General features: G+C 53.9%; 21 protein-coding genes. 9 read left to right on the forward strand and 12 right to left on the reverse strand.

All coding sequences use genetic code 11. From position 1 onward, the window contains the following. Window positions 1-8: 8 nt before the first annotated feature. The 4 genes from OGY10_RS04435 to OGY10_RS04450 all read right to left on the reverse strand — a co-directional run bounded on the left by OGY10_RS04435 (window position 9) and on the right by OGY10_RS04450 (window position 4,016). On the reverse strand, window positions 9-1,160 hold the full coding sequence (locus tag OGY10_RS04435; RefSeq protein WP_191226455.1) for a double-cubane-cluster-containing anaerobic reductase: 1,152 nt from the start codon (window positions 1,158-1,160) through the stop codon (window positions 9-11). A 95-nt stretch (window positions 1,161-1,255) separates the two neighbouring features. Continuing rightward, window positions 1,256-1,720, reverse strand: a complete 465-nt coding sequence (locus OGY10_RS04440; protein WP_191226454.1) for a GNAT family N-acetyltransferase — start codon at window positions 1,718-1,720, stop codon at window positions 1,256-1,258. Between the two features lie 13 nt (window positions 1,721-1,733). Beyond that, window positions 1,734-3,014, reverse strand: coding sequence for a DUF445 domain-containing protein (locus tag OGY10_RS04445; protein WP_191226453.1), 1,281 nt, complete (start codon window positions 3,012-3,014; stop codon window positions 1,734-1,736). 75 nt (window positions 3,015-3,089) lie between these two features. After that, entirely contained in the window at window positions 3,090-4,016 is a 927-nt protein-coding gene (locus OGY10_RS04450) for a LysR family transcriptional regulator (RefSeq protein WP_003845596.1), read from the reverse strand. A gap of 219 nt (window positions 4,017-4,235) precedes the next feature. On the opposite strand from OGY10_RS04450, the gene OGY10_RS04455 reads away from it, so the two are divergent. After that, complete coding sequence (locus OGY10_RS04455) at window positions 4,236-5,468, forward strand: dicarboxylate/amino acid:cation symporter (protein WP_186413771.1); 1,233 nt, start codon at window positions 4,236-4,238, stop codon at window positions 5,466-5,468. Between the two features lie 30 nt (window positions 5,469-5,498). Beyond that, a complete protein-coding gene (gene metC / locus OGY10_RS04460; RefSeq protein ID WP_008786099.1) occupies window positions 5,499-6,689 on the forward strand; it encodes a cystathionine beta-lyase in 1,191 nt (396 codons plus the stop codon). An 80-nt stretch (window positions 6,690-6,769) separates the two neighbouring features. Here the strand turns inward: metC and mdtM are convergent, their stop codons facing one another. The 3 genes from mdtM to OGY10_RS04475 all read right to left on the reverse strand — a co-directional run bounded on the left by mdtM (window position 6,770) and on the right by OGY10_RS04475 (window position 9,850). Next, a complete protein-coding gene (mdtM, locus tag OGY10_RS04465; protein ID WP_191226452.1) occupies window positions 6,770-8,011 on the reverse strand; it encodes a multidrug efflux MFS transporter MdtM in 1,242 nt (413 codons plus the stop codon). A 324-nt stretch (window positions 8,012-8,335) separates the two neighbouring features. After that, window positions 8,336-8,986, reverse strand: coding sequence for a LysE family translocator (locus tag OGY10_RS04470; RefSeq protein ID WP_191226451.1), 651 nt, complete (start codon window positions 8,984-8,986; stop codon window positions 8,336-8,338). A 48-nt stretch (window positions 8,987-9,034) separates the two neighbouring features. After that, on the reverse strand, window positions 9,035-9,850 hold the full coding sequence (locus tag OGY10_RS04475; RefSeq protein ID WP_191226450.1) for a helix-turn-helix transcriptional regulator: 816 nt from the start codon (window positions 9,848-9,850) through the stop codon (window positions 9,035-9,037). 230 nt (window positions 9,851-10,080) lie between these two features. Between OGY10_RS04475 and OGY10_RS04480 the strand changes: the two genes are divergently transcribed. Continuing rightward, on the forward strand, window positions 10,081-11,043 hold the full coding sequence (locus tag OGY10_RS04480; RefSeq protein WP_191226449.1) for an Rpn family recombination-promoting nuclease/putative transposase: 963 nt from the start codon (window positions 10,081-10,083) through the stop codon (window positions 11,041-11,043). 51 nt (window positions 11,044-11,094) lie between these two features. Here the strand turns inward: OGY10_RS04480 and OGY10_RS04485 are convergent, their stop codons facing one another. Next, window positions 11,095-12,507 (reverse strand): aminotransferase-like domain-containing protein, encoded by a 1,413-nt coding sequence (locus OGY10_RS04485; protein ID WP_191226448.1) that lies wholly within the window; start codon window positions 12,505-12,507, stop codon window positions 11,095-11,097. 177 nt (window positions 12,508-12,684) lie between these two features. On the opposite strand from OGY10_RS04485, the gene OGY10_RS04490 reads away from it, so the two are divergent. The 4 genes from OGY10_RS04490 to OGY10_RS04505 all read left to right on the forward strand — a co-directional run bounded on the left by OGY10_RS04490 (window position 12,685) and on the right by OGY10_RS04505 (window position 15,589). Next, window positions 12,685-12,849 (forward strand): DUF1127 domain-containing protein, encoded by a 165-nt coding sequence (locus OGY10_RS04490; protein WP_008786105.1) that lies wholly within the window; start codon window positions 12,685-12,687, stop codon window positions 12,847-12,849. A 147-nt stretch (window positions 12,850-12,996) separates the two neighbouring features. Next, window positions 12,997-13,461 (forward strand): MarR family winged helix-turn-helix transcriptional regulator, encoded by a 465-nt coding sequence (locus tag OGY10_RS04495; protein ID WP_111466167.1) that lies wholly within the window; start codon window positions 12,997-12,999, stop codon window positions 13,459-13,461. Between the two features lie 6 nt (window positions 13,462-13,467). Next, entirely contained in the window at window positions 13,468-14,535 is a 1,068-nt protein-coding gene (locus tag OGY10_RS04500; RefSeq protein ID WP_286576358.1) for an HlyD family secretion protein, read from the forward strand. After that, window positions 14,525-15,589, forward strand: a complete 1,065-nt coding sequence (locus OGY10_RS04505) for a DUF2955 domain-containing protein (RefSeq protein WP_003830044.1) — start codon at window positions 14,525-14,527, stop codon at window positions 15,587-15,589. The genes OGY10_RS04500 and OGY10_RS04505 overlap by 11 nt, the downstream gene beginning before the upstream one ends. 103 nt (window positions 15,590-15,692) lie before the next feature. Here the strand turns inward: OGY10_RS04505 and yjiA are convergent, their stop codons facing one another. The 4 genes from yjiA to OGY10_RS04525 form a co-directional block, all read right to left on the reverse strand. Continuing rightward, complete coding sequence (gene yjiA / locus OGY10_RS04510; RefSeq protein ID WP_071692305.1) at window positions 15,693-16,649, reverse strand: GTPase; 957 nt, start codon at window positions 16,647-16,649, stop codon at window positions 15,693-15,695. A gap of 12 nt (window positions 16,650-16,661) precedes the next feature. Next, complete coding sequence (locus tag OGY10_RS04515) at window positions 16,662-16,856, reverse strand: YbdD/YjiX family protein (RefSeq protein ID WP_003830038.1); 195 nt, start codon at window positions 16,854-16,856, stop codon at window positions 16,662-16,664. Between the two features lie 50 nt (window positions 16,857-16,906). Then, complete coding sequence (gene btsT / locus OGY10_RS04520) at window positions 16,907-19,057, reverse strand: pyruvate/proton symporter BtsT (RefSeq protein WP_003830033.1); 2,151 nt, start codon at window positions 19,055-19,057, stop codon at window positions 16,907-16,909. 289 nt (window positions 19,058-19,346) lie between these two features. Then, window positions 19,347-19,889, reverse strand: coding sequence for a hypothetical protein (locus tag OGY10_RS04525; protein WP_003830032.1), 543 nt, complete (start codon window positions 19,887-19,889; stop codon window positions 19,347-19,349). 191 nt (window positions 19,890-20,080) lie between these two features. Here OGY10_RS04525 and tsr point away from each other — a divergent pair, with 191 nt between their 5' ends. Together tsr and OGY10_RS04535 are read left to right on the forward strand one after the other, a co-directional pair. Then, window positions 20,081-21,742 (forward strand): methyl-accepting chemotaxis protein, encoded by a 1,662-nt coding sequence (gene tsr, locus OGY10_RS04530; RefSeq protein ID WP_286576360.1) that lies wholly within the window; start codon window positions 20,081-20,083, stop codon window positions 21,740-21,742. Further along, window positions 21,714-21,914 (forward strand): hypothetical protein, encoded by a 201-nt coding sequence (locus OGY10_RS04535; protein WP_128316517.1) that lies wholly within the window; start codon window positions 21,714-21,716, stop codon window positions 21,912-21,914. Before tsr ends, OGY10_RS04535 begins: the two co-directional genes overlap by 29 nt. Window positions 21,915-21,930: the final 16 nt, after the last annotated feature.

Below are 21,930 nucleotides of genomic sequence, written 5' to 3' on the forward strand. Positions count from 1 at the left end.
CCTGTTCCTCACAACATTTCAATGAACGCGGCGACACGAGTGCTAAGCTGGCCGATATCCGCGCTGGAGTAGTCAGTTTCAATGGCGATGTAGGGAATGTTGTGCTGTTGGCGGACGTGGCGTTTGATGGCGAGTGATTCAACGGCGTAAGTGTGGCAAGCCTGTAAAATGACATCGACGACGCCGTCAGCCTGGTACTCTTCAACCATTTGGCTGAGCATTTTCAGACGTTGATCGTTAGGGGAAATACATGAGCAGCCGATGGCGAGGTATTTATCGGTCAGCGCGTCGTAGACGTCGCCAGTTTCCGCCACGCACTGTTCAGTGGCTTTCGCGCCGGTGCAGTTTTCATAACCCACCACCCAACCGCCGTTTTCTTCAATGGCACGAACCACTTTTTCTGCCGCGCCGCCGATGGGGCAGCCGGTTATCAGTATGCGTGGACGCGATGCCAGACGTTTCCCGGCCTGCCATTCCTGATGTACCCGCTCGGCCATGCTATTAAGCTCGTCGATCAGTGCTGCTTTATCAAAGCGAAAGGTTGCACCGTAGACGACTTTCAGAATGTCACTGCCGCTGAGTGCGGGTGGGTTGAGCTGACCAACGCGGTAGAAGTTTGCCAGTGCACGACGTTCCTGGTTTTTTAGAATGACGGCTTCACGTAGCGCGGCTTCGGTAATCGGGGTGCCAAAACGGGCTTCGATTACCTGCTGCAGACGCAGGATCTCGGCTTTCCACAGCGCTCGCGAAGCCGCATCACTGGCGCTGTTGGGCAGTTGCATCACATGTACCGCTTTAAATTCAGCCATGTACTCGTACATCTTCTTTTTACCATCGCAGGTCGTTTCGCCCACCACCAGGTCAGAGAAGTAGAAATACGGACATTTATCCGTTTTACCAAATCCGTAGCTGCTTTTGATCAGCGGACACAGGTTACGTGGCAGATCTTTTTCGGCTTCTTCTATGGTTTCATCAGAGGTTGAGCATAGTGAAACGACGACCGCGCCTGCCGCCATCGCTATCTCCTGCGGCATAAAGGTGCAATAGGTCCCAACGAGCGGGATACCCTGCTCTTTAAGATCCATTACGGTGAGAAAACCTTTCTGACGGGCGTCGGAGAATTGATTAAAAATGGCGGGTAAATCGGTGATTAGCGACATGATTTTCCTTCCCCGTAACACGGGAGACAGTAAAAAGACGTCGCATTATAACCATGCAATTTATCTGGCTTTATTGATGTACAACAATTGTGCGCTTACAGATTACGGCTGTAGACCCGTGAGACTTCCCCCCACGGATGATAGCCCGGCCCGTCAAAGTAAAATCCCGCTTTCTCGTATAAACCTTCCAGGTCAGTACACAAATGAAGCCGCATAAAGCCTAACTGTCTGGCCTGCTGCGCAATATGTTCAATCAGGCGAAACGCCAGACCGTGACCACGATAGCGAGGATCGATATAGAGCGCGCATAGCCACGGCCACAGTTCGCCGCGACTGATAAAATCATTGGTGATCAATCCGGCGCAGCCAACAATGCTGTCGCCGTCCTGCATCCAGTACCACTGCGGTAGCGGGTTCTTTGCGCCAATACAACGATGCAGTGCATCCTCGTAAACTCTCATGGAGTCTTCTGAGGCCCATTGTTGCTGAAAGTAAGCGGTGACCTCGTGCAGTTTTGCCGGTGTTTCGCGCAGAGAAAAAATGCGGATGTTCATCGTCATTGAATTTTTCTCCTTAAAAATTCGCCAGCGTCAGCAGGGAAGGAATTTGCGACAACAGATATAACACCAGCCCAATAGAACCGCCAACCAACGTGCCGTTGACGCGGATGAACTGCAAATCTTTACCGATGTTCAGCTCGATTTGCTGCGACATATCGCGTGCATCCCAGCTTTTCACCGTGTCGCTAATGTGGCGCGTCAGGAAGGTGGCGAACTCTGGCGCTACTTTATGTGCTGCCTGCTCAAGATGCTCATTCAGTGAGGCGCGCAGGGCGCTGTCGGCTACCAGCGTTTCGCCGAACCACTGCCCGGCGCTGGCGATGCGCTGCTTCACGCGGGAATCATCGGCGTTAATGTCGGTTTTCACCCACTGACGCAGATCTGCCCACAGCTCGCCAAGATAACGGTTGAAGGCTTCATCTTCCTTCAGATAGCTTTTCAGGCTTTCGGCCCGCACGGCCATCTCCGGATCGTGTTTGAGCTTATCGATGAGCTTAAACGTGGCGCGATCGAAGGCATGGCGGATCTGATGTGCGCGATCGTGGCTGATGTCATCCAGCAAGGAGTTAACGGCATCAGACACCAGCTCGGCGCTGTGCTCGCCCAGCCATTCGGTTGGCAGGATCTTCGCTTTCAGCGGATGTTCGGTTTCCAGCCAGTGCACGACCTGTCTGGCGATAAACGCTCGCGAGCTGTCGCGCTGGAGCAGGGCGATCAGTTGGGCGATCAGCGTGTCGAGTAGCACCTGATGGCGATTGTTTTTGGTCATGCTTTCCAGCATCAGCGCACTGGTACCTGAGAGATCGACCTTGTCGATGGCCTTGTGCACCGCCCGCTTGATCAGCCGCTGAATGCGCGAGTCGTCGGTCAGTTCGAGAAAACCGCTCATGATCTGCAGCAGATGCTGGCCAATACGCTGGGCGTTTTCCGGCTGGCTGAACCAGTTGCCGATCAACAGCGCCGGTTCATGGCGGCGGATCAGCGCGACCAGCGACTGGGTATCGAGAAATTTTTCCTGGACAAATTGCCCGAGATTTTCGCCGATCCGATCCTTATTGCGCGGGATAATCGCCGTGTGCTGCGAGATAAACGGGATCGGCACCCGGCGAAAAAGCGCCACCACGGCAAACCAGTCCGCCAGTGCGCCGACCATCGCCGCTTCGGCGATCGCTTTGATCCCCAGTACCCAAAAGTTAGGCGGTAGAAACAGCGTGATGACGAAGGTGGCAGCGGCAATCAGCAGCAATGAGAGTGCCAGTCGCTTGGCGCGTTTGAGTTCAGCAATTTTATTCATAGGCTTAAGGATAGAGCCAGACGGGGGGATCGCGCAAAAAATGTGGAGCGCCTCCCATTTTCAGGTGGGCTGGGCTTACTCAGGGATCCAGTTGTCCCAGGCGGGCAAGGGGCCGAGTTCCGCCACCAGAAAATCGATAAACGATCGCACCTTCGGATTGCTGTACTTGCTGGGAAAGTACAGCGCATACAGGGCGTGAGTTTCACAGGTGATAGTGCCGTCGAGCATCAGCGGCGTTATCTCTTCTTTTTGAATATGATCGCCAATCAGATAGGTGGGCAAATACGCCACTCCCTGATCTTCTAACACTGACTTCAGCAATACCAGACTGCTGTTGGCCTGGATCGGCATATGCAGTTTCAACTGATGCAGACGATCCTGTTCATCCGCCACCTTCAGCACCGGTGTGAGGCCGGGATAAACCAGACAATCATGATCCACCAGATCGCTTCGACGCTGGGGCATGCCTTTTTTGGCGAGGTAGCCGGGTGAGGCACAGTACGCCCAGCGAACAGGCACCAGCTTGCGCATCGCATAGTTTTGCGGCGGTGCGGTGGAGATGCGCAGGGCGATGTCGAAATCTGTTTCGTTCAGATTCACAAAGTTATCGTTGAGATCGATATATAGGTTCACATCCGGGAACTGGGAGCGATATTTATCCACCAGGTTCACCAGCCGGGAATAACCAAACGCAATTGAGCAGGTTATGCGTAATTCACCCTGCGGGCTGTGGTAATAACCGGAAGTGGTATTCAGCGTTTCATCGAATTCTTTCAAAAGCTTATTAGCGCGGTTGAAGAGATATTGCCCGGCGTCGGTCAGGGTAATACTGCGGGTGGTGCGTTTAATTAATGTCGTGCCCAGCGTGTCTTCCATCGCGGCCAGACTTTTGCTGACCGCAGACGGCGATACGTTGAGCTGCGCCGCGGCTTCTGACAATCCTCCACAGTCGACGATTTTAGTAAAAAACTCCAGATGCTTGAGTGAAATCGGCGTACTCATAGTTTCCTTTAATTCACAAGTGATTTGCAAAAACGGTACGAATAGGCCGTTACATTCGCGTTTTAAACATGCAACTATTGAATCACAGGAAACAACTTGCTGGCAAAATGAAAAAATAACAACTTAGGTGAGTTACGTCACAAAATAAAAGGAGGCGAAACGGAAACTCATCACATTGTGAATTTAATCTCATTAATTATTATTCTAAAGGTACCGATTATGTGGTCACGACTCGAACCCTACAAATCGTCGATTATTTTATTAGTTGCTCTGGTGATTGGCGGCTTATTAGGTATTTATGCCCCATCGTTTGCAAGTAAACTCCAGCCAATAGGCCAGATATTCTTAAACCTGTTATTTATGATTATTGTGCCACTGGTGGGGATCAGCGTTATGTCTTCGATCGCCAGTATGACCGACCTGAAAAGGCTGGGACGCATTATGGCGATTATCTTTATTGTTTCGATCGCCATGGCCTTTATTCCAGCCGCCGGGATCGTCGCGCTGGCGCTCTGGTATAACCCGGCGCAGGGCGTCACTATCGATCTCTCGCAGTCGGTGCAGGCGGGCAGCGGTAAGATGGATTTTGTCAGTATGATCACCACCAGCGACTTTATCGGACTGTTTTCTAAGTCCAATATTCTGGCGCTGATCGTAATGGCGATCATCGCCGGTGTCGCAATTGGCCAGTCGGATCAGGCCGGTAAACGTATTGCGTCGCTGCTGGAAGACGCCAATACCGTGATCATGAAGATCGTTTCGATCATTATGAAGGTCGCGCCGATTGGTCTGGGCTGCTACTTCGCCGCCACCATGGCCAGTCAGGACTCTGCACTACTGTTAACCTTTGCCCGCGCCATCGGCCTGTTTATGGTTGCCACGCTGGTCTACTTTGTCTTTGGCTCGATTCTCTATTCGTATATTGGCGGCGGTATTCCGGCGGTCAAAGCCTTCTGGTGTAACGCGATTGAACCGTCTGCGACCGCGCTGGGTACCTGCTCTTCACTGGGGACGCTCCCGGTGACGCTGCGTGCCGGTAAGGCGATGGGGATTAACCCGGAAATCGTTGATGTCTCCATTCCGCTGCTGGTTAACCTCAACAAGGGCGGCGTGGCGATGATTGCCGCGCTAAAAATTGTCTTTATCTATTCCGTGATGGGCATGGAATTCACCACCGAAACCTTCTTCCTGACGATGCTGATTGCGGTGCTCTCCGCCATTATCGTTGGTGGCGTGCCGGGCGGGGCGTTCCTCGGGGAAATCTTTATCGTCACCACGCTGGGCCTGCCGATGGAAGCAATCCCGATGCTGGTGGTGCTGGGCACCATTACTGATGCGCCGGCCACACTGATTAACGTTATCCATGATTTGAATGCGGCGCAGATTGTTGAACGGTTCGCTGGAAAAAAGCAGACCAACACTGAAATAAACTCTACTGCTGCGGTGGTATAGGTCTCACACGGATTAAGAACAGGAGATGTTATGAAAGACGCAATGAAGCTTGAAACGCACCTGGTTGTTGCTGGTCGCGACAAACGCTATACCCAGGGAGCGGTGAATCCGGTTATCCAACGCGCCTCTTCACTGGTATTTGATACCGTGAAGGACAAGAAATTTGCCACCGCCAATCGCGCGAACGGCGAGCTGTTTTATGGTCGTCGCGGAACCTATACCCACTTTGCCTTCCAGAAGGCAATGAGCGAACTGGAGGGCGGCGTTGGCTGCGCGCTGTACCCATGTGGTGCTGCGGCGGTGACCAATGCGATTCTGGCGTTTGTTCAGGGTGGCGATCATATTCTGATGACGGGTGCGGCCTATGAACCAACCCAGGATTTTTGCAATAAGATCCTGAGTAAATTCAACGTGGAAACAACGTATTACGATCCGCTGATTGGTGCAGGTATCGTCGATCTTCTGCGTCCGGAAACAAAGGTTGTATTCCTTGAGTCACCAAGTTCTATCACCATGGAAGTCCAGGACGTGCCGGGGATGGTGAAGGCTATCCGCGCGGTGAATCCGGAGATTGTCATTATGATCGACAACACCTGGGCGGCAGGCGTGCTGTTCAAAGCGCTGGATTATGGCGTGGATATTTCCATTCAGGCGGGAACGAAGTACACCATCGGCCATTCGGACGCCATGCTGGGCACGGCGGTGTCGAACGCCCGTTGTTGGGATCGTTTACGTGAGAACTCCTATCTGATGGGGCAAACGCTGGATGCCGATACGGCCTACAACGGCAGCCGCGGATTGCGCACCCTGGCGGTACGCCTTAAGCAGCATCAGGAGAGCAGCATCCATATTGCCCGCTGGCTGTCGGCAAGGCCGGAAGTGGCACGGGTGAATCATCCGGCATTACCGGAATGTCCGGGCCATGAGTATTTTCAGCGTGATTTTATCGGAAGCTCAGGCCTGTTCTCGTTTGTGCTGAAAAAGAGACTGACCGACGAACAGATGGCGAATTTCCTCGATAACTTCTCGCTGTTCCATATGGCCTATTCGTGGGGCGGATTTGAGTCGCTCATTCTGGCGAACCAGCCGGAAGAGCTGAACAGCATTCGCCCGGCTGGAGAGGTAGATTTCAGCGGCACGCTGGTCAGGGTGCATATTGGCCTTGAGGATATCGACGACCTGATTGCCGATCTGGAAGCGGGATTTGCACGCATTGCGTAAGGTGAGGTGAGCGTAGCCGGATGCGGCGCAAGCGCCTTATCCGGCCTACATAGTTGTCGTAGGCCGGATAAGCGGGCAGGTTAGTTTTCAGTGGCTAACGTCGTTGCCTCATGCTGGCGTACCCGTTTGAGTAAACCTGCCAGCGTGAACACGACAGCTATCCCTGCCGCAACCGCCAGCAGATGAAACGAAATCCTGCCGCCGTTGAACCATAACCAACGCCCAATTTCGACAGAAACCGCCATCACCGTCAGGATCACCATATTCAACGATGCGGAAACCGTACCCTTCGGTAAGTTGTTGGAAAACAGCGTAAAGCGGAACAGCGTCGGGAAGATCATTCCAATGCCAAACGCATACAGGCTGGTCCCCAGCACTGACCACAACCACACGTGCGGCCACAGTAAATTGCCAGCAATCAATACCGCCAGCCCGCTCAACTGAATGGGAACCGCTCGCCAGATAAAGCGTGGCCGGGTCGGATCCTTCACGAAGCGGACGACCACCATATTGGCGACGATCACCGCGCCAAATACCGGGGCCTGTGCCCAGGCAAACTCCGATGTGGTCATGCCGCCAGCATCGATCAGAATAACCGGTGAGACCGCCACCCAGCTCATCATCGGGATATAGCTTAACGACAGCGTGGCTGCGCCAAACAGGAACACCCGGTTGCGGAAAACGTCGCGGAAATCACGCACTACGCCGCGGGCACTGAACGGCACCGCGCCGCGCTGGACGGTTTCCGGCATGGCTAACATTAACCCAATCAGAGCGATAAACCCCATGACGGCAATGATGGCAAACAGGATCTTCCAGTGTACAAAGTGCATTAGCGCCGCTCCGGAGAGTGGGCCGATAACCGGTGCAACCAACACAATGGAAGTGATTATCGCCATTAACTTAATGGCCTTCGTTTGCCCAAACGCCTCCTGCACCGTGACATAGCCAACGGTCGCGATAAAACAGATGCTGGTACCCTGCACAAATCGGGCTACCAGAAACTGCGTCATTGAGGTAGTGAACAGCGTGGCAGCACAGGCGAGGGTAAAGATTAACGCCCCCGCAATCAGCACGGGTCGACGGCCAATTCGGTCGGAAAGCGGCCCCAGCAGCCATTGCAACGCCATGCCGCCCGCCAGATAGAGGCTCACCGCAGCGGGTGCCAGGCTAACATCGGCGTTGAAATCACGTACCACATTGATGATGCCAGGCTGGATCAGGTCCGTCGACAGATAGGCGGCGAAGTCATATAAAATTAACGCGACAGGAAAAAATAGCGTTGTGGCGCGTTGGGAGAAAAACGCGAGAATCCGTTGCATAAAACAGCTCCTTGTCGGGAGAAAACCCTCAACGGGAATAGCGAAATTCAATACCGTCTTTGAGACGTCAGACCGATGACAGAAAAAAGCAGACTGCAAATGTACTGAATTTCATGTAATCAAAAACGCTGTCTGCGCGAAGCGCAAACAGAAGATACGCTCACTGACGCGGGGTCAGAAAACGTAACGATTACAGGTAACAATCAGCACATCGCACCTCAGGAAGAGTAAGTTGAACGGGTAATAACCATCCGCAGTTTAATGCGGATTGGATATTAATTAAACGAGTTTATCCGGTTTATGTGCAGAAAATCGCCCTGCAAATCAGACTACGATGCTCTGCAAAAACCGCAGAGCGATGGCACAACCGAAGATAATCAATACACCGCCAGCGATACGTTCTACCCATAATATCCCTCTGGATAACCGTCTCTGGATCTGCGGTAAACTGATGAACATCACGATCAGCAGATCCCAGCACAGCACTATGCTGGTTATCCAGATCCCGCTCATGGTTTGTTGCAGCAGCGTCACCGACGGGCCGAGCAGGGCGGTCATTAGCGCCAGATAGAACAGCGCATTTTTTGGGTTGAGCAGTGACGAACCCAATCCCAGTAGTATCTGTTTGCCAAATCCTGGACAGGTAGACTGGGCGTCTGTTCCGGTCAGCGTTTGCGGGCGGCTGCGTACCAGCAGGCTGCCAATCCACAATAAATAGAGCGCGCCCAGCAGCTCAATAACCGTAAACAACAGGGGAAGCTGGCGCAGGATCCCCCAACCGATAATTGCCAGCAGAATATACAGCCCGTTGCCGAAAGCGATCCCCACGCACAACCCGGCGCTGCCGCGCATCCGGTATCGTGCGGCGTAACCGACCAGTAAAAAGAAGTCCGGCCCGGGGCTAAGCAATGCGACGAAATGCGCCAGTGCCAGCGCGGGAAAAGCAGAAGGAAAAAGTACAGAAAGCAGCGACATAGCGACCTCAGAGAATGAATCTGAGATCACCGTACGCCTGACACAGCGCTAATTATTGTCTGATATTGATCGTCCCAACGCGTACTGGCGCGGTGTGGCGGCGGTGTAGCGAACAAAGGTGCGATGGAAATGGCTCTGGTCGGCAAATCCGCTCTGGTAGCCGACATCGGCAATTTCGTCCCCGGCCCGAAGCCGCTGGCGAGCATAGTCAATACGTATGATGTTCAGATAACTTCCTGGCGTCAGCCCGGTGTCCTGCTTAAAGGTACGGATCAGCGTCTCTTTACGCATATGACACTCATGTGCCAGCTCATCGAGCGAGGGCGGCGCGAGCAGGCTGGACTGCAACCGTTCGCGCAGATACTGGCTGGTGGCGCTTAGGTTGTCTTGTGTGACCGACTGCAACGGCAGCGTGTGCAGCAATGCTTGTGCGGCATCCGTTATTTGCGCGGTTTGGCGTTGCGGCATGAGCGTCACAAGGTGCATATAACGCTGGAATAATTGCGCATCGCGGATAACGGGAGCAGGCGTGCAAAGCCGCTGATGGGTGTTCTGTGCAGGCAGATTAGCAAGACACCACTGGGCATCAAGATAAAGCATATGATAGCTGCGAAACTGTCCGTTAACAGGATTACAGCTGTGAGGTGCCAGAGGCGGTATCACAATCAGATCGCCCACCTGCAGATGGTATACCTCGCCATCGCACAGACAGCACGTTTCCCCCTCGAGAATTGCCCCAATCGAGAGCTGAGAGTGGTGATGCCGCTTATAGGCCTGCTGGCTTTGCCAGGTGCTGCGCAGTTCCAGCCACGGCAACTGCTCATCACGCCAGAACGATTGTGGAATATTCCGGGTATGCGTCACATCGCGTCCTCCCTGAAAGTGATGATTTGTTATAGCACAGGCCGAGTGGTGAAAAAGTGGGAATGCGCATTGAGATGGCGATTCTGCGTGACGTGTTCCAGACAAATGCAGACGTTACATAAGGATGTTGTTATCCCGGAAATCGCCTCGCAAAGAGAGAAAGTTGCAGGTGAGGATGTGGTTTTCCGGCGCTACAGTCATGGCATCTTATTTTCAGGTGAAGGATCGCCATGAACAAAGCTTCCACTTCAACACCGCATGATGCGGTTTTTAAAACATTTTTACGTCACCCTGAGACTGCACGGGATTTCCTACAAATACATCTTCCCGCTTCGCTGCGCGAGCTTTGCGATCTTCAGACGCTTAAACTCGAGTCAGACAGTTTTATCGAAGAGAATTTACGTGCGTACTATTCCGATGTGCTGTGGTCGGTGAAAACGACGGATGGGGATGGATATATTTATGTAGTGATTGAACACCAAAGCACACCGGATGCGCATATGGCATTCAGACTGATGCGCTATGCGGTAGCGGCCATGCAGAAACATTTAGATGCCGGGCATCAGCAGTTGCCGCTGGTGGTGCCGATGCTGTTTTATCACGGCGCTAAAAGCCCGTACCCTTATTCGCTGTGCTGGCTGGATGAGTTTGCCAACCCGAAGCTGGCTCGTCAGCTGTATGCTGCGGCGTTTCCGCTGGTGGATATTACGGTTATTCCGGATGACGAAATTGTGCAGCATCGACGTATGGCGCTGCTGGAGTTAATCCAAAAACATATCCGTCAACGCGATCTTATGGGGTTGGTCGAGCAAATTGTTTCCCTGCTACTTACCGGACTGACTAATGACACTCAGATAAAGACGCTGTTTAATTATATTTTACGAACTGGCGATGCACCTCGATTCAGTGAGTTTATTCGCGGGGTTGCCGAACGTTCACCGCAGCACAAGGAGCATTTGATGACGATCGCGGACAGATTACATGAGGCAGGATTTCAAAAAGGATGGCTTGAAGGCAAGCTGGAAGGTAAACAAGAAGGCAAAAAAGAAGGCAAACAGGAAGGACTGATAAAGGGGCGACGTGATGAGGCACTGCGTATTGCCCGCACCATGCTGGCAGATGGCATCGATATCAGCACGGTACAAAAAATCACCCGACTTTCCGCTGAAGATATTCAGGGTTTAAGCCATTAGATATAGCTTAAACTGCCTAATTGCCTACCCGGAAGCGCCGGGCAGCTCGATCTACTCTATTGCCGTTTTTACCGCCTCTCCGAGCTTCTGCATTACTTCCCGATGCTTATCGTTTGGCGGCAATGCGCAGTTGATGCGCACACAGTTGCGATACTTCCCGGATGCGGAGAACAGAGAACCCGGTGCAACCTGGATTTTGAGGCGACAGAGCTGCTTAGCGACACAGACCATATCGACCTGGAGCGGCAGCTCGACCCACAGCATAAAGCCACCTTTTGGTCGGGTGACGCAGATCCCGCAGGGGAAGTATTCCCGTACCCAGCAGGTGTAGATCTCCATATTGCGCTGATAAATCTGGCGCATACGACGAATATGTCGATGATAATGTCCTTCGCGCACAAAGGAAGCCGCTGCCAGTTGCGTAGCGGGAACGTTAGTTCCAATGACGGCGTACTTCATGTGCAGCAGTTTGTTGTAATAACGACCGGGCACCACCCAACCCACGCGCAGACCGGGGGCGACGGATTTGGTAAACGAACTGCAGAGTATTACGCGGCCGTCGCTGTCCCAGGAGTGGATCGTGCGCGGGCGCGGGTACTCTGTGGCCAGCTCGCCATACACATCGTCTTCAAAAATGACGATGTCGTGACGCTGGGCGAGGGCGAGCACCGCCCGTTTACGCGCATCCGGCATAATGAATCCGAGCGGGTTGTTGCAGTTGGGAACCAGCAGTACACCTTTGACCGGCCACTGATCCAGCGCCAGCTCCAGCGCTTCAATGCTGATCCCGGTATCCGGATCGGTTGGGATCTCAATCACCTTGATCCCTAAGCCGCGCAGTAGCTGCATCGTGCCGTAGTAGGCCGGTGATTCAACGGCGACAATATCTCCGGGCTGGCAGACCGTCAGCAGCGCCAGCGACATTCCGCTCTGACTGCCGCTGGTGATCACAATATCATCTGCATTGACCACCGAACCGCCGTCCAGCATCAGCCGCGCAATCTGCTGACGCAGTTCACGGCATCCGGAGATTTCATCGTAGCCCAGTATCGCGCGCAGGTTGTGCTGTGCCACGCGGCTGAGCTCGCGCCACAGCGGCTTCAGGCTGGGTTGATTAATATCGGGCACGCCGCTGCTAAACGGGATTATCGATTTGTCCGCATGACCAGCCAGCATATCCAGCACCTGATCCCACTGGGTTATTTCGACCGGACGCTGTACCGGGCGCGACATTGGTGGCACGGGTGGCTGCGCTTTTTGTGGCGCGACAAAATAACCGGAACGTGGTTGGGGCGTGATCAGCTGGCGCTGTTCCAGCGTCTGATACGCCTGCTGGACGGTGCTGATGCTGACCCCATGCTCCTGGCTCAGGCTGCGAACCGAGGGCAGTTTTTCGCCATGGCGATACAGCCCTTGCTCAATGCGTTCGGCCAGCAGATTGGCCAGATGTTGGTAACGCGTCATGCTGTATCCCTCATGGGTACCATACAGATTAAAAAATCAGTACAGATTGGTGTGAAAAAAGCGATGCAGAACTCTTTTTAACCAATCTGTATGTTAAATAAAAGTACTTTGTGAGTCTGTATTGTTTTAGGCCAGATCCGTGAAGATAAAGCCTCTGGCAAGGCGGGGAGGCAAGGTATGGAATTTCACGAGAATAAAGCAAAACAGCCGTTTATTGGGTTTGTACTGATCTGGCGGGCATACAAGGCGTGGCGGCTGCGAGCGCAAACGCGGCGCGTATTGCAACAGATGAGTGATGAGCGGTTGCGGGACGTCGGGCTGCGACGCGATCAGGTGGAGTGATTTTCTTTCATCGACAGAGGCTGGGGGTTATCGCCCCAGCCTCTTTTACATTCACAATATTTATCAATTCATGCTTCTGGTTAGTCCGTTTCTTGATACTTATCCTGATAAGTATTATTTTCTCTTCAGCGATGAGAGGAAAGTAAGATGACTGAAGATGAACTGTTTGCCCGCCGCCCGATGGGGATGCGCATGGCAATGGTGGTGCGCCAGTGGCGGGCCATTATTGATGCTGCCATCACCGATACTGGCCTGACGCAGTCCAGCTGGACGGTACTGATGCAACTGTATCAACTGGGAGACAACGTCTCAGTCAGTGAACTGGCACAAATGCAGGGCATCGAACTGCCGCCGCTGATGCGCACCCTCTCGCAGCTGGAAAAGCAGGGCTATCTGCTGCGTTCCACATCGCCCTATGACAAACGCATCCGCCTGCTGGCGCTGACCGCGCAAGGCCGCGCAAGGCTGGACGAACTCAACCGGGTGATAGAGACATACCAACATCGCGTCACCTGCACCATCCCTGAGGCGGAACTCGCTTCCTTCAGCGCCACGCTCAATCAAATCGCCTGCAATCTGCGGACAATCCGCGAAGAAGACAATCAACACTAAAAAACTATGATGACCCCAGAACAAAAATTTGCCCGTTGGGTAAGGGTGAGTATTGCCGCTTTCCTGGTAATATTCGCCTGGTTTATCGTTGCCGATATCTGGATCCCGCTGACGCCGGACTCCACGGTGATGCGCGTGGTAACGCCTGTTTCCTCACGCGTTTCCGGCTACGTCTCGCAGGTGCATGTACACAATAATAGCCAGGTGAAGAAGGGCGATTTGCTGTACGAACTGGATCCGACGCCATTTATCAATAAGGTCGAGGCTGCGCAAATTGCCCTTGAGCAGGCGAAGCTGAGTAACCAACAGCTGGATGCGCAGATTGTCTCTGCCCGCGCCAACCTGCGCACCGCGCAATTCAACGCCCGCAACGATAAGACCACCTTAGACCGCTATCAGCGCCTGAGCGCCATGCAGAATGTGTCGCAATCCGATCTCGACAAGGTGCGTACCGCCTGGCAAACCAGCGAGCAGTCGGTGGCGGCGCTGAATGCCAGTATTCAGAACCTGTTGATCCAGCGCGGCGAGCGCAATGACAAACGTAACGTAACGCTGCAAAAATACCGTAACACGCTGGAAGAGGCGCAACTGAACCTCGGCTGGAGCAAAGTATATGCCCAGACCGACGGTACGGTGAGTAATCTCCAGCTTAGCCCAGGGCTTTACGCCACCGCGGCCACGCCGCTGCTGGCGCTGGTCAGCCATCAGACCGATATCGTGGCCGACTTTCGCGAGAAAAGTCTGCGCCACACTCGCGTGAATACCGATGCCGCCGTGGTGTTCGATGCCTTGCCGGGCAAGGTTTTCTCTGCCCGCGTCACCAGCAGCGATGCCGGTATTCTGGCGGGTCAGGAGCAGGTTAACGGCCAGCTGTCGCAGCCGGAACAGTCCACCCGCTGGGTGCGCGATGCCCAGCGTATGCGCATTCACGTCGCGCTGAACGAACCGCTCGACACGCCGTTACCGACCGGGGCGCGCGCTACGGTACAGCTGTATAACAGCCAGGGCGTATTCGCCCGCACCTTTGCCGGGGCGCAGATCCACCTCGTCAGCTGGCTACATTATGTCTATTAACACGCTGGCCCACGTCTTTACGCCGCACGGGAATATTGTCTACACCGCCAATGATTTTCGCCAGACCCTGCGTATCTCCGTTGCCGGGACAATCGCGCTGAGTATCTCGACCTTCTACAACGTGCAGTACGGCGTATTTTTTGTGGTTTATCCGCTGATGCTGCTGTCGCTGGTACCGGTATTCAACCGCCATGTGGCAACACAGTTTGTGTTCAGCGCGGCGGTGAACTGTGTCGAAATGGTGCTGATCGTCGGCTATCTGTCGCAGTGGCCGCTGGTTATGACACTGGTGGTGTTCGGCCTGTACGTGATGCGTTTTCGTTTTATGAGCAAAGGGCCACTGTTTCTGCTCGGTTCGATGGGCGTGGTATGCCAGAGCACGATGCTCAACTTTATGAGCTATCCCACCACCAACTGGCATACGCTGATGTTCTCCAATATGGAAGCCTGCGTCATGGCGGTGGCGCTGAGCGCGTTGCTGCATTATCTGATCCCGGACGTGGAACCCCGCCAGCCACCGCCGCGCATTGAGAAAGATGCCGCCCGGGTGCGCCATGAATCGCTGCTTTCCGGCACGGTGGCGACGATGATTTTTGTGGTCTTCCAGATCTGCGATTTGAGTGATTCGCTGTCGGCGCTGATGGCCGGCATTTTGATCCTGTTTCCGATGCACTACCGCGGTGCGGTGATCAGCTCGATTTGGCGCGTGGTCGGCGTGGTGCTGGCCTGCCTGTATATTCTGCTGGTGCAGCTGCTTATCTATGATTTCAGCAACCATATGCTGCTGATGATGCCGCTGATTGGCCTCGGGCTGGCGTTCAGCGCCCGCCTGCACGTAATGGAAAAAGTCGGGGCGGGCGTGGGTTTTGCCAGTATCACTACTATCGGCATTATGTTTGGTCAGAACCTGCACCCGGATCAGGACCTGGTGTTCAGCGATCTGTACCGCATCACCTCCGTCACCGTCGCGCTGGTGGCAACGCTCACCATGGTATTTCTGGTGCACCGGGTTTTGAACTGCTTTGCCGCGACGCGGTTTGTAATTACCGAGTGAGTGGGGGCAAGTGCCGGATGGCGGCTGCGCCTTATCCAGCCTACGGGAAAGTGCTATTTCCATGCCCGGTAAGCGTAGCGCCACCGGGCAATTCAGCAGGGGATTACTTCTTCAATCCCGCAAACGCAGCTCTGATCTCGTCTTCCGGCAAATTAATGCCGATAAACACCAGTTGGCTGTGCGGTTGCTCGTCGCCCCACGGGCGGTCCCAGTCGGCGCTGTACAGGCGCTGGACGCCCTGGAACAGCAGGCGGTTTGGCTCGCCTTCAATCCATAGCATACCTTTGTAGCGCAGCAGCTTCTCGGCGGATTCCAGCAGCAGGTTTTCCATCACTCGCGACACGTCGCTAATGTTGACCGGGTAATCCAGCTCGACGACGATCGAGGAGATATCGTTTTGCTTGTCGGCGATAAAGTGGAAGCGCGGTTTGGCGCTGACTACGTTCTCTTCCAGCATAAAACCGTTGGTATCGAACAGCAGGGAGAGGTCGATATCACCATGTGTCACGGTGTAAATCGGCGCACGGGCGTTGATGCGCGCCAGGCGCTCACGCAGTTTTTCGCTTTCACCTGCGACGTCGGTTTTGGTCAGCAGGATCCGGTCTGCGTAGCCTACCTGCGACTGGGCGATGGTGAACTGGTTCATCTGCTCGTCGGCATGTACCGCGTCAACCAGCGCAATTACGCCGTCCAGCAGGTAGCGTTCGCAAATCACTTCATGGGAGAAAAAGGTCTGAATGATCGGGCCGGGGTCGGCCATGCCGGTGCACTCGATCACCAGACGGTCGAAATTGATGGCGCCTTTGTCGAGGTTGTCGAGCAGATCTAACAATGCGTCTTCCAGTTCACTGGAGCGGGTACAGCAAATACAGCCGTTGGTCAGGGTTTTGATCTGCGTGGCGCGATCGCCAATCAGCTGATCGTCCACCGAGACTTCGCCGAATTCGTTTTCGATAACGGCAATCTTGTAACCGTGCTGCTCGTTGAGAATATGGCGCAGCAGGGTGGTTTTACCCGCGCCAAGAAAACCGGTGAGTAGGGTAACTGCAATCGGGGTCATTCACTTCTCCTTCTAACAGCAACTGCTTCCGCCGCTACCGTAGCGGGCTTCCTGGCGCTCGCGGAAGAATTCTTCGTAGGTCATGTACGGCTTATCGGGATGGTTGGTCTTCATGTGCTCGACATAGTTGTCGTAGTCCGGAATGCCAATCAGCATCTTCGCCGCCTGACCGAGATATTTTTTAGCTTGCCCTAAAGTACCAAACATAAACAATCCTGATAAGCGAAAAGCCCCGCCGGAGCGGGGCTGAATACATCTTAGTGGTGTGAAGATGTCTTCACGCCGCCTTCCGGCACCGGTACATACGGTGTCTCTTTATCAGAGCGACCGTTGATGGCGCGGGCTTTCTGCCAGGTACGGAACCCGTAGAAAATGATGCTGTACACCACCACCAGGAACAGAATACTCAGACCTGCGTTGGTGTAGTTGTTGACGACGATGTGGTTCATGTTGGCAATCTGCTGAGCGGTCAGTTCGCCGCCATTAGCAATCTTCTCTTTGTACTGATTCGCCATGAAGAAGAAGCCTTCCATCTGCGGGTTGGTGCTGAACAGTTTCAGACCCAGCGCCCAGGTGGTGCAGATAAGCAGCCATACTGCCGGAACAACGGTAACCCAGATGTATTTGGTGCGCTGCATTTTAACCAGTACCACGGTGCCGAGAACCAGTGCCACGGCAGCCAGCATCTGGTTAGAGATACCGAACAGCGGCCACAGGCTCTTAACGCCGCCCAGCGGGTCAACAACGCCTTGATACAGCAGGTAACCCCACAGACCTACGCAGCCCGCAGTACCGATGATACCCGCAACCAGGGAGTCGGTTTTCTTCAGGAACGGCACGAAGTTACCCAGCAAATCCTGCAGCATAAAGCGGCCAGAACGGGTACCGGCATCCAGTGCGGTCAGGATGAACAGCGCTTCGAACAGAATACCGAAGTGGTACCAGAAGCCCATATCAGCCATCGGCAGCACTTTGTGGAACACGTGAGCGATACCAACAGCCAGCGTCGGTGCGCCACCTGCGCGGTTCAGAACGGACGGTTCACCGATGTCTTTCGCGGTTTGCAGGATCTGCTCAGGCGAAATGACGAAGCCCCAGGAGCTGACAGTCGCTGCCGCATGTGCGGTGACGTCTTTCAACTGCGCCATAATCAGCGGTGCGTTTTCGCCGCTCATTTCATGCAGGTTCGGCATGGTGATGCCAAGGCCCGCAGGCGGGGTGTTCATCGCGAAGTACAGACCTGGTTCGATGATAGACGCGGCAACCAGCGCCATAATTGCGACGAAGGATTCCATCAGCATTGCGCCGTAACCGATAAAGCGCGCGTCGGTTTCACAGGCCAGCAGCTTCGGTGTGGTACCGGAAGCAATCAGCGCGTGGAAGCCAGATACCGCACCACACGCGATGGTGATGAACAGGAACGGGAACAGAGCGCCTTTCCACAGCGGGCCAGTACCATCAACGTACTGCGTCATTGCCGGCATTTTCAGTTCCGGGTTGAGGATAACAATCCCCACCGCCAGACCGACGATAACGCCGATTTTCAGGAAGGTAGCCAGATAGTCGCGCGGGGCGAGGATCAGCCATACCGGCAGCAGCGCAGAGATAAATGCGTAGCCGATCAGGGTAAAGGTAATGGTGGTGTCTTTAAAGGTCAGCGCCGGGCCCCAGTACGGGTCGTGCGCAATCACGCCGCCGAAGTAGATAGAGGCAACCAGCAGCACAATACCAATCACCGACACTTCGCCCACGCGTCCCGGTCGCAGGAATCGCATATAGATCCCCATGAACAACGCGATAGGTACGGTTGAGCAGACGGTGAACACACCCCACGGGCTTTCTGCCAGCGCTTTCACCACGATCAACGCCAGTACTGCGAGGATGATGATCATGATTAAGAAGCAGCCGAACAGCGCAATGGTTCCCGGTATTGGGCCCATCTCTTCTTTGATCATCTCACCCAGAGATGCACCGTTACGGCGGGAAGAGATAAACAGTACCATGAAGTCCTGCACCGCACCGGCCAGCACGACGCCTGCCAGCAGCCACAGCGTACCAGGCAGGTAGCCCATCTGCGCAGCCAGTACCGGCCCAACCAGCGGACCAGCACCTGCGATAGCGGCAAAGTGGTGACCAAACAAGACGTTACGGTTGGTTGGAACGTAGTTCAGACCGTCATTGTTGATGACCGCCGGCGTGGCACGCGTTGGGTCAAGTTTCATCACCTTTTGGGCGATGTACAGGCTGTAGTAACGATAGGCCACCAGATAAACAGAAACTGAGGCGACAACGATCCACAGGGCACTAATGTGCTCACCCCGACGTAATGCCACTACCGAGAGGCAGAATGCACCGATGATTCCGAGAATCACCCAGGGTATGTGCTTGAATATCTTTTTCGTATCCATAGTAAAACCTGGTATCTAATTAATAATTGGCCGAAGCCGCGTGGGTTTGATCTTGTGTTTGAGGAGGTAAATTGACTGCTATGTTGGGGGGATCTTGCCAGAGAATTACGCGCGTAAAGTAAGGTAAATAAGTGAGCGGTTGTATGTCAGCTTAAGCGGTCCCAAGTGTCAGTGAGCGGTAAGCAGTAGGGGTTAACGGGGATATTTATGTGATTGAGGTCACGGCATTATAGCGTTTGCCTGTCTACATGCCGTGTTTTCCCACTGACAAAGCACCTCACTGAGAGACTCAGATTACGATATAACAATAAGGCGTATGTTCGATGTCTCTGAGCAACACATGTTTCTTACGTGATTTAGTCAGGTAATATTTTTCATCCAGATAGTAGTCAATGAGTTCATCGAGGCGCTCTTTATCTATGCGGGGCGTTACCCCCAGCGTCCAGAAGCTACGCAGCTCTAATTCCGAACGTTTGATTTTTGCGCTTTTAACCAAATCAGCAATCATATTTCTGACGCAGCTTGTCGGATCCTGGTTCTGTTTGAGTTCAAGCGCAATGTAGCTATCCTGCGTCCAGCCTTTTTTCCGCAACAAGAAATCTGCACGTACAGACAAACGCTGTGGATTTTTCCGGAGATCGCAAGCAAGAGTTTGCTCACGCCACCATTCATGACCCGTCGAAGCTAGCAGATTGGCAAATTCTATCTGCATCCAGACTTCCCAACCGGAGATGTTGTACTGATCGATGATATTGAGCTTTTGGCGAATATCTTCACGTTCAAAAAAGTGGTGTGCGAGGGTGGATAGGTGATCAAAATCGCGATTTAACATAGAAGCATCCTTTCCTTCAAAAAACGGAATCCTACACCTAAGACGTAATGGAACGACTAATTTTTTGCGTAATTTGTCATAGGGAACGGTATTTAATGTGAAAACGATAATTCTGTGGCAATTGCTGGCACCATAAAGTTTTCTCTTTCCAGGCCGAAAACCAGAGTATCTGTCTAGCGGAAAGAGAAAACATGTTAAAACGAATGAAGATTGTTACCAGCTTACTGCTGGTATTGGCGCTATTTGGCCTTTTACAGCTCGCCTCTGGCGGCTTGTTTTTTAACTCACTTAAGAATGACAAAGAGAACTTTACTGTTCTGCAAACCATTCGCCAGCAACAGTCTGCGCTGAACGCCACCTGGGTTGAGCTGCTGCAAACGCGTAACACCCTGAACCGGGCAGGCATTCGCTACATGATGGATCAGAGCAATATCGGCAGCGGCGCGACCGTTGCCGAACTGATGCAGGTGGCGAGTACGGCGCTGAAGCTGACGGAAAAAAACTGGGCGATTTACGAGTCGCTCCCGCGCGATCCACGCCAAAGCGAAGCCGCTTTCCAGGAGATCAATCGCACCTATGACATCTATCACGGTGCGCTGGCGGAGCTGATCCAGTTACTGGGTGACGGGAAGATCAACGCGTTCTTTGATCAACCGACACAGCGCTATCAGGATGGTTTTGAGAAGCAATATATCAACTACATGCAGCAGAACGATCGCCTGTATGACATCGCGGTGGCAGATAACAACAGCTCTTACAGCCAGGCGATGTGGGTGTTGGTTTGTGTGCTGATTACCGTACTGGCGGCGATTATTGCGGTCTGGTTTGGTATCAAGCTGACCCTTATCTCTCCTATGAACCGTCTGATCGACAGCATTCGTCATATCGCCAGCGGTGACTTGGTGAAGCGTATTGAGGTGGAAGGTTCCAACGAGATTGGACAGCTGGCGGAAAGCCTGCGCCATATGCAGGGTGAGCTGATGAATACCGTGGGTGACGTGCGTAACGGTGCCAACGCGATTTACAGCGGGGCCAGCGAGATTGCGATGGGCAATAACGATCTCTCCTCGCGTACCGAGCAGCAGGCTGCATCTCTGGAAGAAACCGCAGCCAGCATGGAACAGCTGACGGCGACCGTGAAGCAGAACGCCGAAAACGCGCGTCAGGCCAGCCATTTGGCGCTGAGTGCTTCTGAAACCGCGCAGAAAGGCGGCAAAGTGGTGGATAACGTGGTGCAAACCATGCGTGACATCGCGTCCAGTTCGCAGAAAATCGCCGACATTATCAGCGTCATCGACGGCATTGCCTTCCAGACTAACATTCTGGCACTCAACGCCGCGGTAGAAGCAGCACGTGCAGGTGAGCAGGGCCGTGGATTTGCGGTGGTTGCGGGTGAAGTGCGTAACCTGGCCCAGCGTAGTGCGCAGGCCGCGCGCGAGATTAAGAGCCTGATTGAAGACTCGGTCAGCCGCGTGGATGTCGGTTCAACCCTGGTAGAAAGCGCCGGTGAAACCATGGATGAGATCGTCAATGCGGTAACCCGCGTGACCGATATCATGGGTGAAATCGCCTCTGCTTCTGATGAACAGAGCCGCGGTATTGACCAGGTGGGTCTGGCCGTTGCCGAGATGGATCGCGTGACGCAGCAGAACGCCTCGCTGGTGGAAGAATCCGCCGCCGCCGCTGCGGCGCTGGAAGAGCAGGCTAGCCGCCTTACTCAGGCCGTTGCCGTGTTCCGTATTCAGCATGACCAACAGCGCGCGCGTGACGTTGCGGCCGCTAAACCGGTTTCAACGGTCCAGCCGCGCAAAGCCGCGGTAACGGATGCCGGGGATAACTGGGAAACGTTCTAAGCCTGTGATGCCGGATGGCGCTATCGCTTATCCGGCCTACGGGAAAGTTACGTGGTTGCCGGATGGCGCTATCGCTTATCCGGCCTACGGGGAAAGATACGTGGTTGCCGGATGGCGCTATCGCTTATCTGGGCTACGGGAAAGTTACGTGGTTGCCGGAAATGTTACTTAGGCCCGATAAGGCGTAG

Source organism: Citrobacter sp. Cpo148 (genome assembly GCF_030332375.1).
Lineage (GTDB): Bacteria > Pseudomonadota > Gammaproteobacteria > Enterobacterales > Enterobacteriaceae > Citrobacter > Citrobacter portucalensis.

Coding starts and splice junctions, on each gene's coding strand:
- btsT (WP_003830033.1), bottom strand. CDS start 19,057: ATGGATACGAAAAAGATATTCAAGCACATACCCTGGGTGATTCTCGGA.
- OGY10_RS04505 (WP_003830044.1), top strand. CDS start 14,525: ATGTCTATTAACACGCTGGCCCACGTCTTTACGCCGCACGGGAATATT.
- OGY10_RS04480 (WP_191226449.1), top strand. CDS start 10,081: ATGAACAAAGCTTCCACTTCAACACCGCATGATGCGGTTTTTAAAACA.
- OGY10_RS04490 (WP_008786105.1), top strand. CDS start 12,685: ATGGAATTTCACGAGAATAAAGCAAAACAGCCGTTTATTGGGTTTGTA.
- OGY10_RS04470 (WP_191226451.1), bottom strand. CDS start 8,986: ATGTCGCTGCTTTCTGTACTTTTTCCTTCTGCTTTTCCCGCGCTGGCA.
- metC (WP_008786099.1), top strand. CDS start 5,499: ATGAAAGACGCAATGAAGCTTGAAACGCACCTGGTTGTTGCTGGTCGC.
- yjiA (WP_071692305.1), bottom strand. CDS start 16,649: ATGACCCCGATTGCAGTTACCCTACTCACCGGTTTTCTTGGCGCGGGT.
- OGY10_RS04450 (WP_003845596.1), bottom strand. CDS start 4,016: ATGAGTACGCCGATTTCACTCAAGCATCTGGAGTTTTTTACTAAAATC.
- OGY10_RS04500 (WP_286576358.1), top strand. CDS start 13,468: ATGATGACCCCAGAACAAAAATTTGCCCGTTGGGTAAGGGTGAGTATT.
- OGY10_RS04485 (WP_191226448.1), bottom strand. CDS start 12,507: ATGACGCGTTACCAACATCTGGCCAATCTGCTGGCCGAACGCATTGAG.
- OGY10_RS04435 (WP_191226455.1), bottom strand. CDS start 1,160: ATGTCGCTAATCACCGATTTACCCGCCATTTTTAATCAATTCTCCGAC.
- mdtM (WP_191226452.1), bottom strand. CDS start 8,011: ATGCAACGGATTCTCGCGTTTTTCTCCCAACGCGCCACAACGCTATTT.
- OGY10_RS04515 (WP_003830038.1), bottom strand. CDS start 16,856: ATGTTTGGTACTTTAGGGCAAGCTAAAAAATATCTCGGTCAGGCGGCG.
- OGY10_RS04455 (WP_186413771.1), top strand. CDS start 4,236: ATGTGGTCACGACTCGAACCCTACAAATCGTCGATTATTTTATTAGTT.
- OGY10_RS04535 (WP_128316517.1), top strand. CDS start 21,714: ATGCCGGGGATAACTGGGAAACGTTCTAAGCCTGTGATGCCGGATGGC.
- tsr (WP_286576360.1), top strand. CDS start 20,081: ATGTTAAAACGAATGAAGATTGTTACCAGCTTACTGCTGGTATTGGCG.
- OGY10_RS04445 (WP_191226453.1), bottom strand. CDS start 3,014: ATGAATAAAATTGCTGAACTCAAACGCGCCAAGCGACTGGCACTCTCA.
- OGY10_RS04525 (WP_003830032.1), bottom strand. CDS start 19,889: ATGTTAAATCGCGATTTTGATCACCTATCCACCCTCGCACACCACTTT.
- OGY10_RS04495 (WP_111466167.1), top strand. CDS start 12,997: ATGACTGAAGATGAACTGTTTGCCCGCCGCCCGATGGGGATGCGCATG.
- OGY10_RS04440 (WP_191226454.1), bottom strand. CDS start 1,720: ATGACGATGAACATCCGCATTTTTTCTCTGCGCGAAACACCGGCAAAA.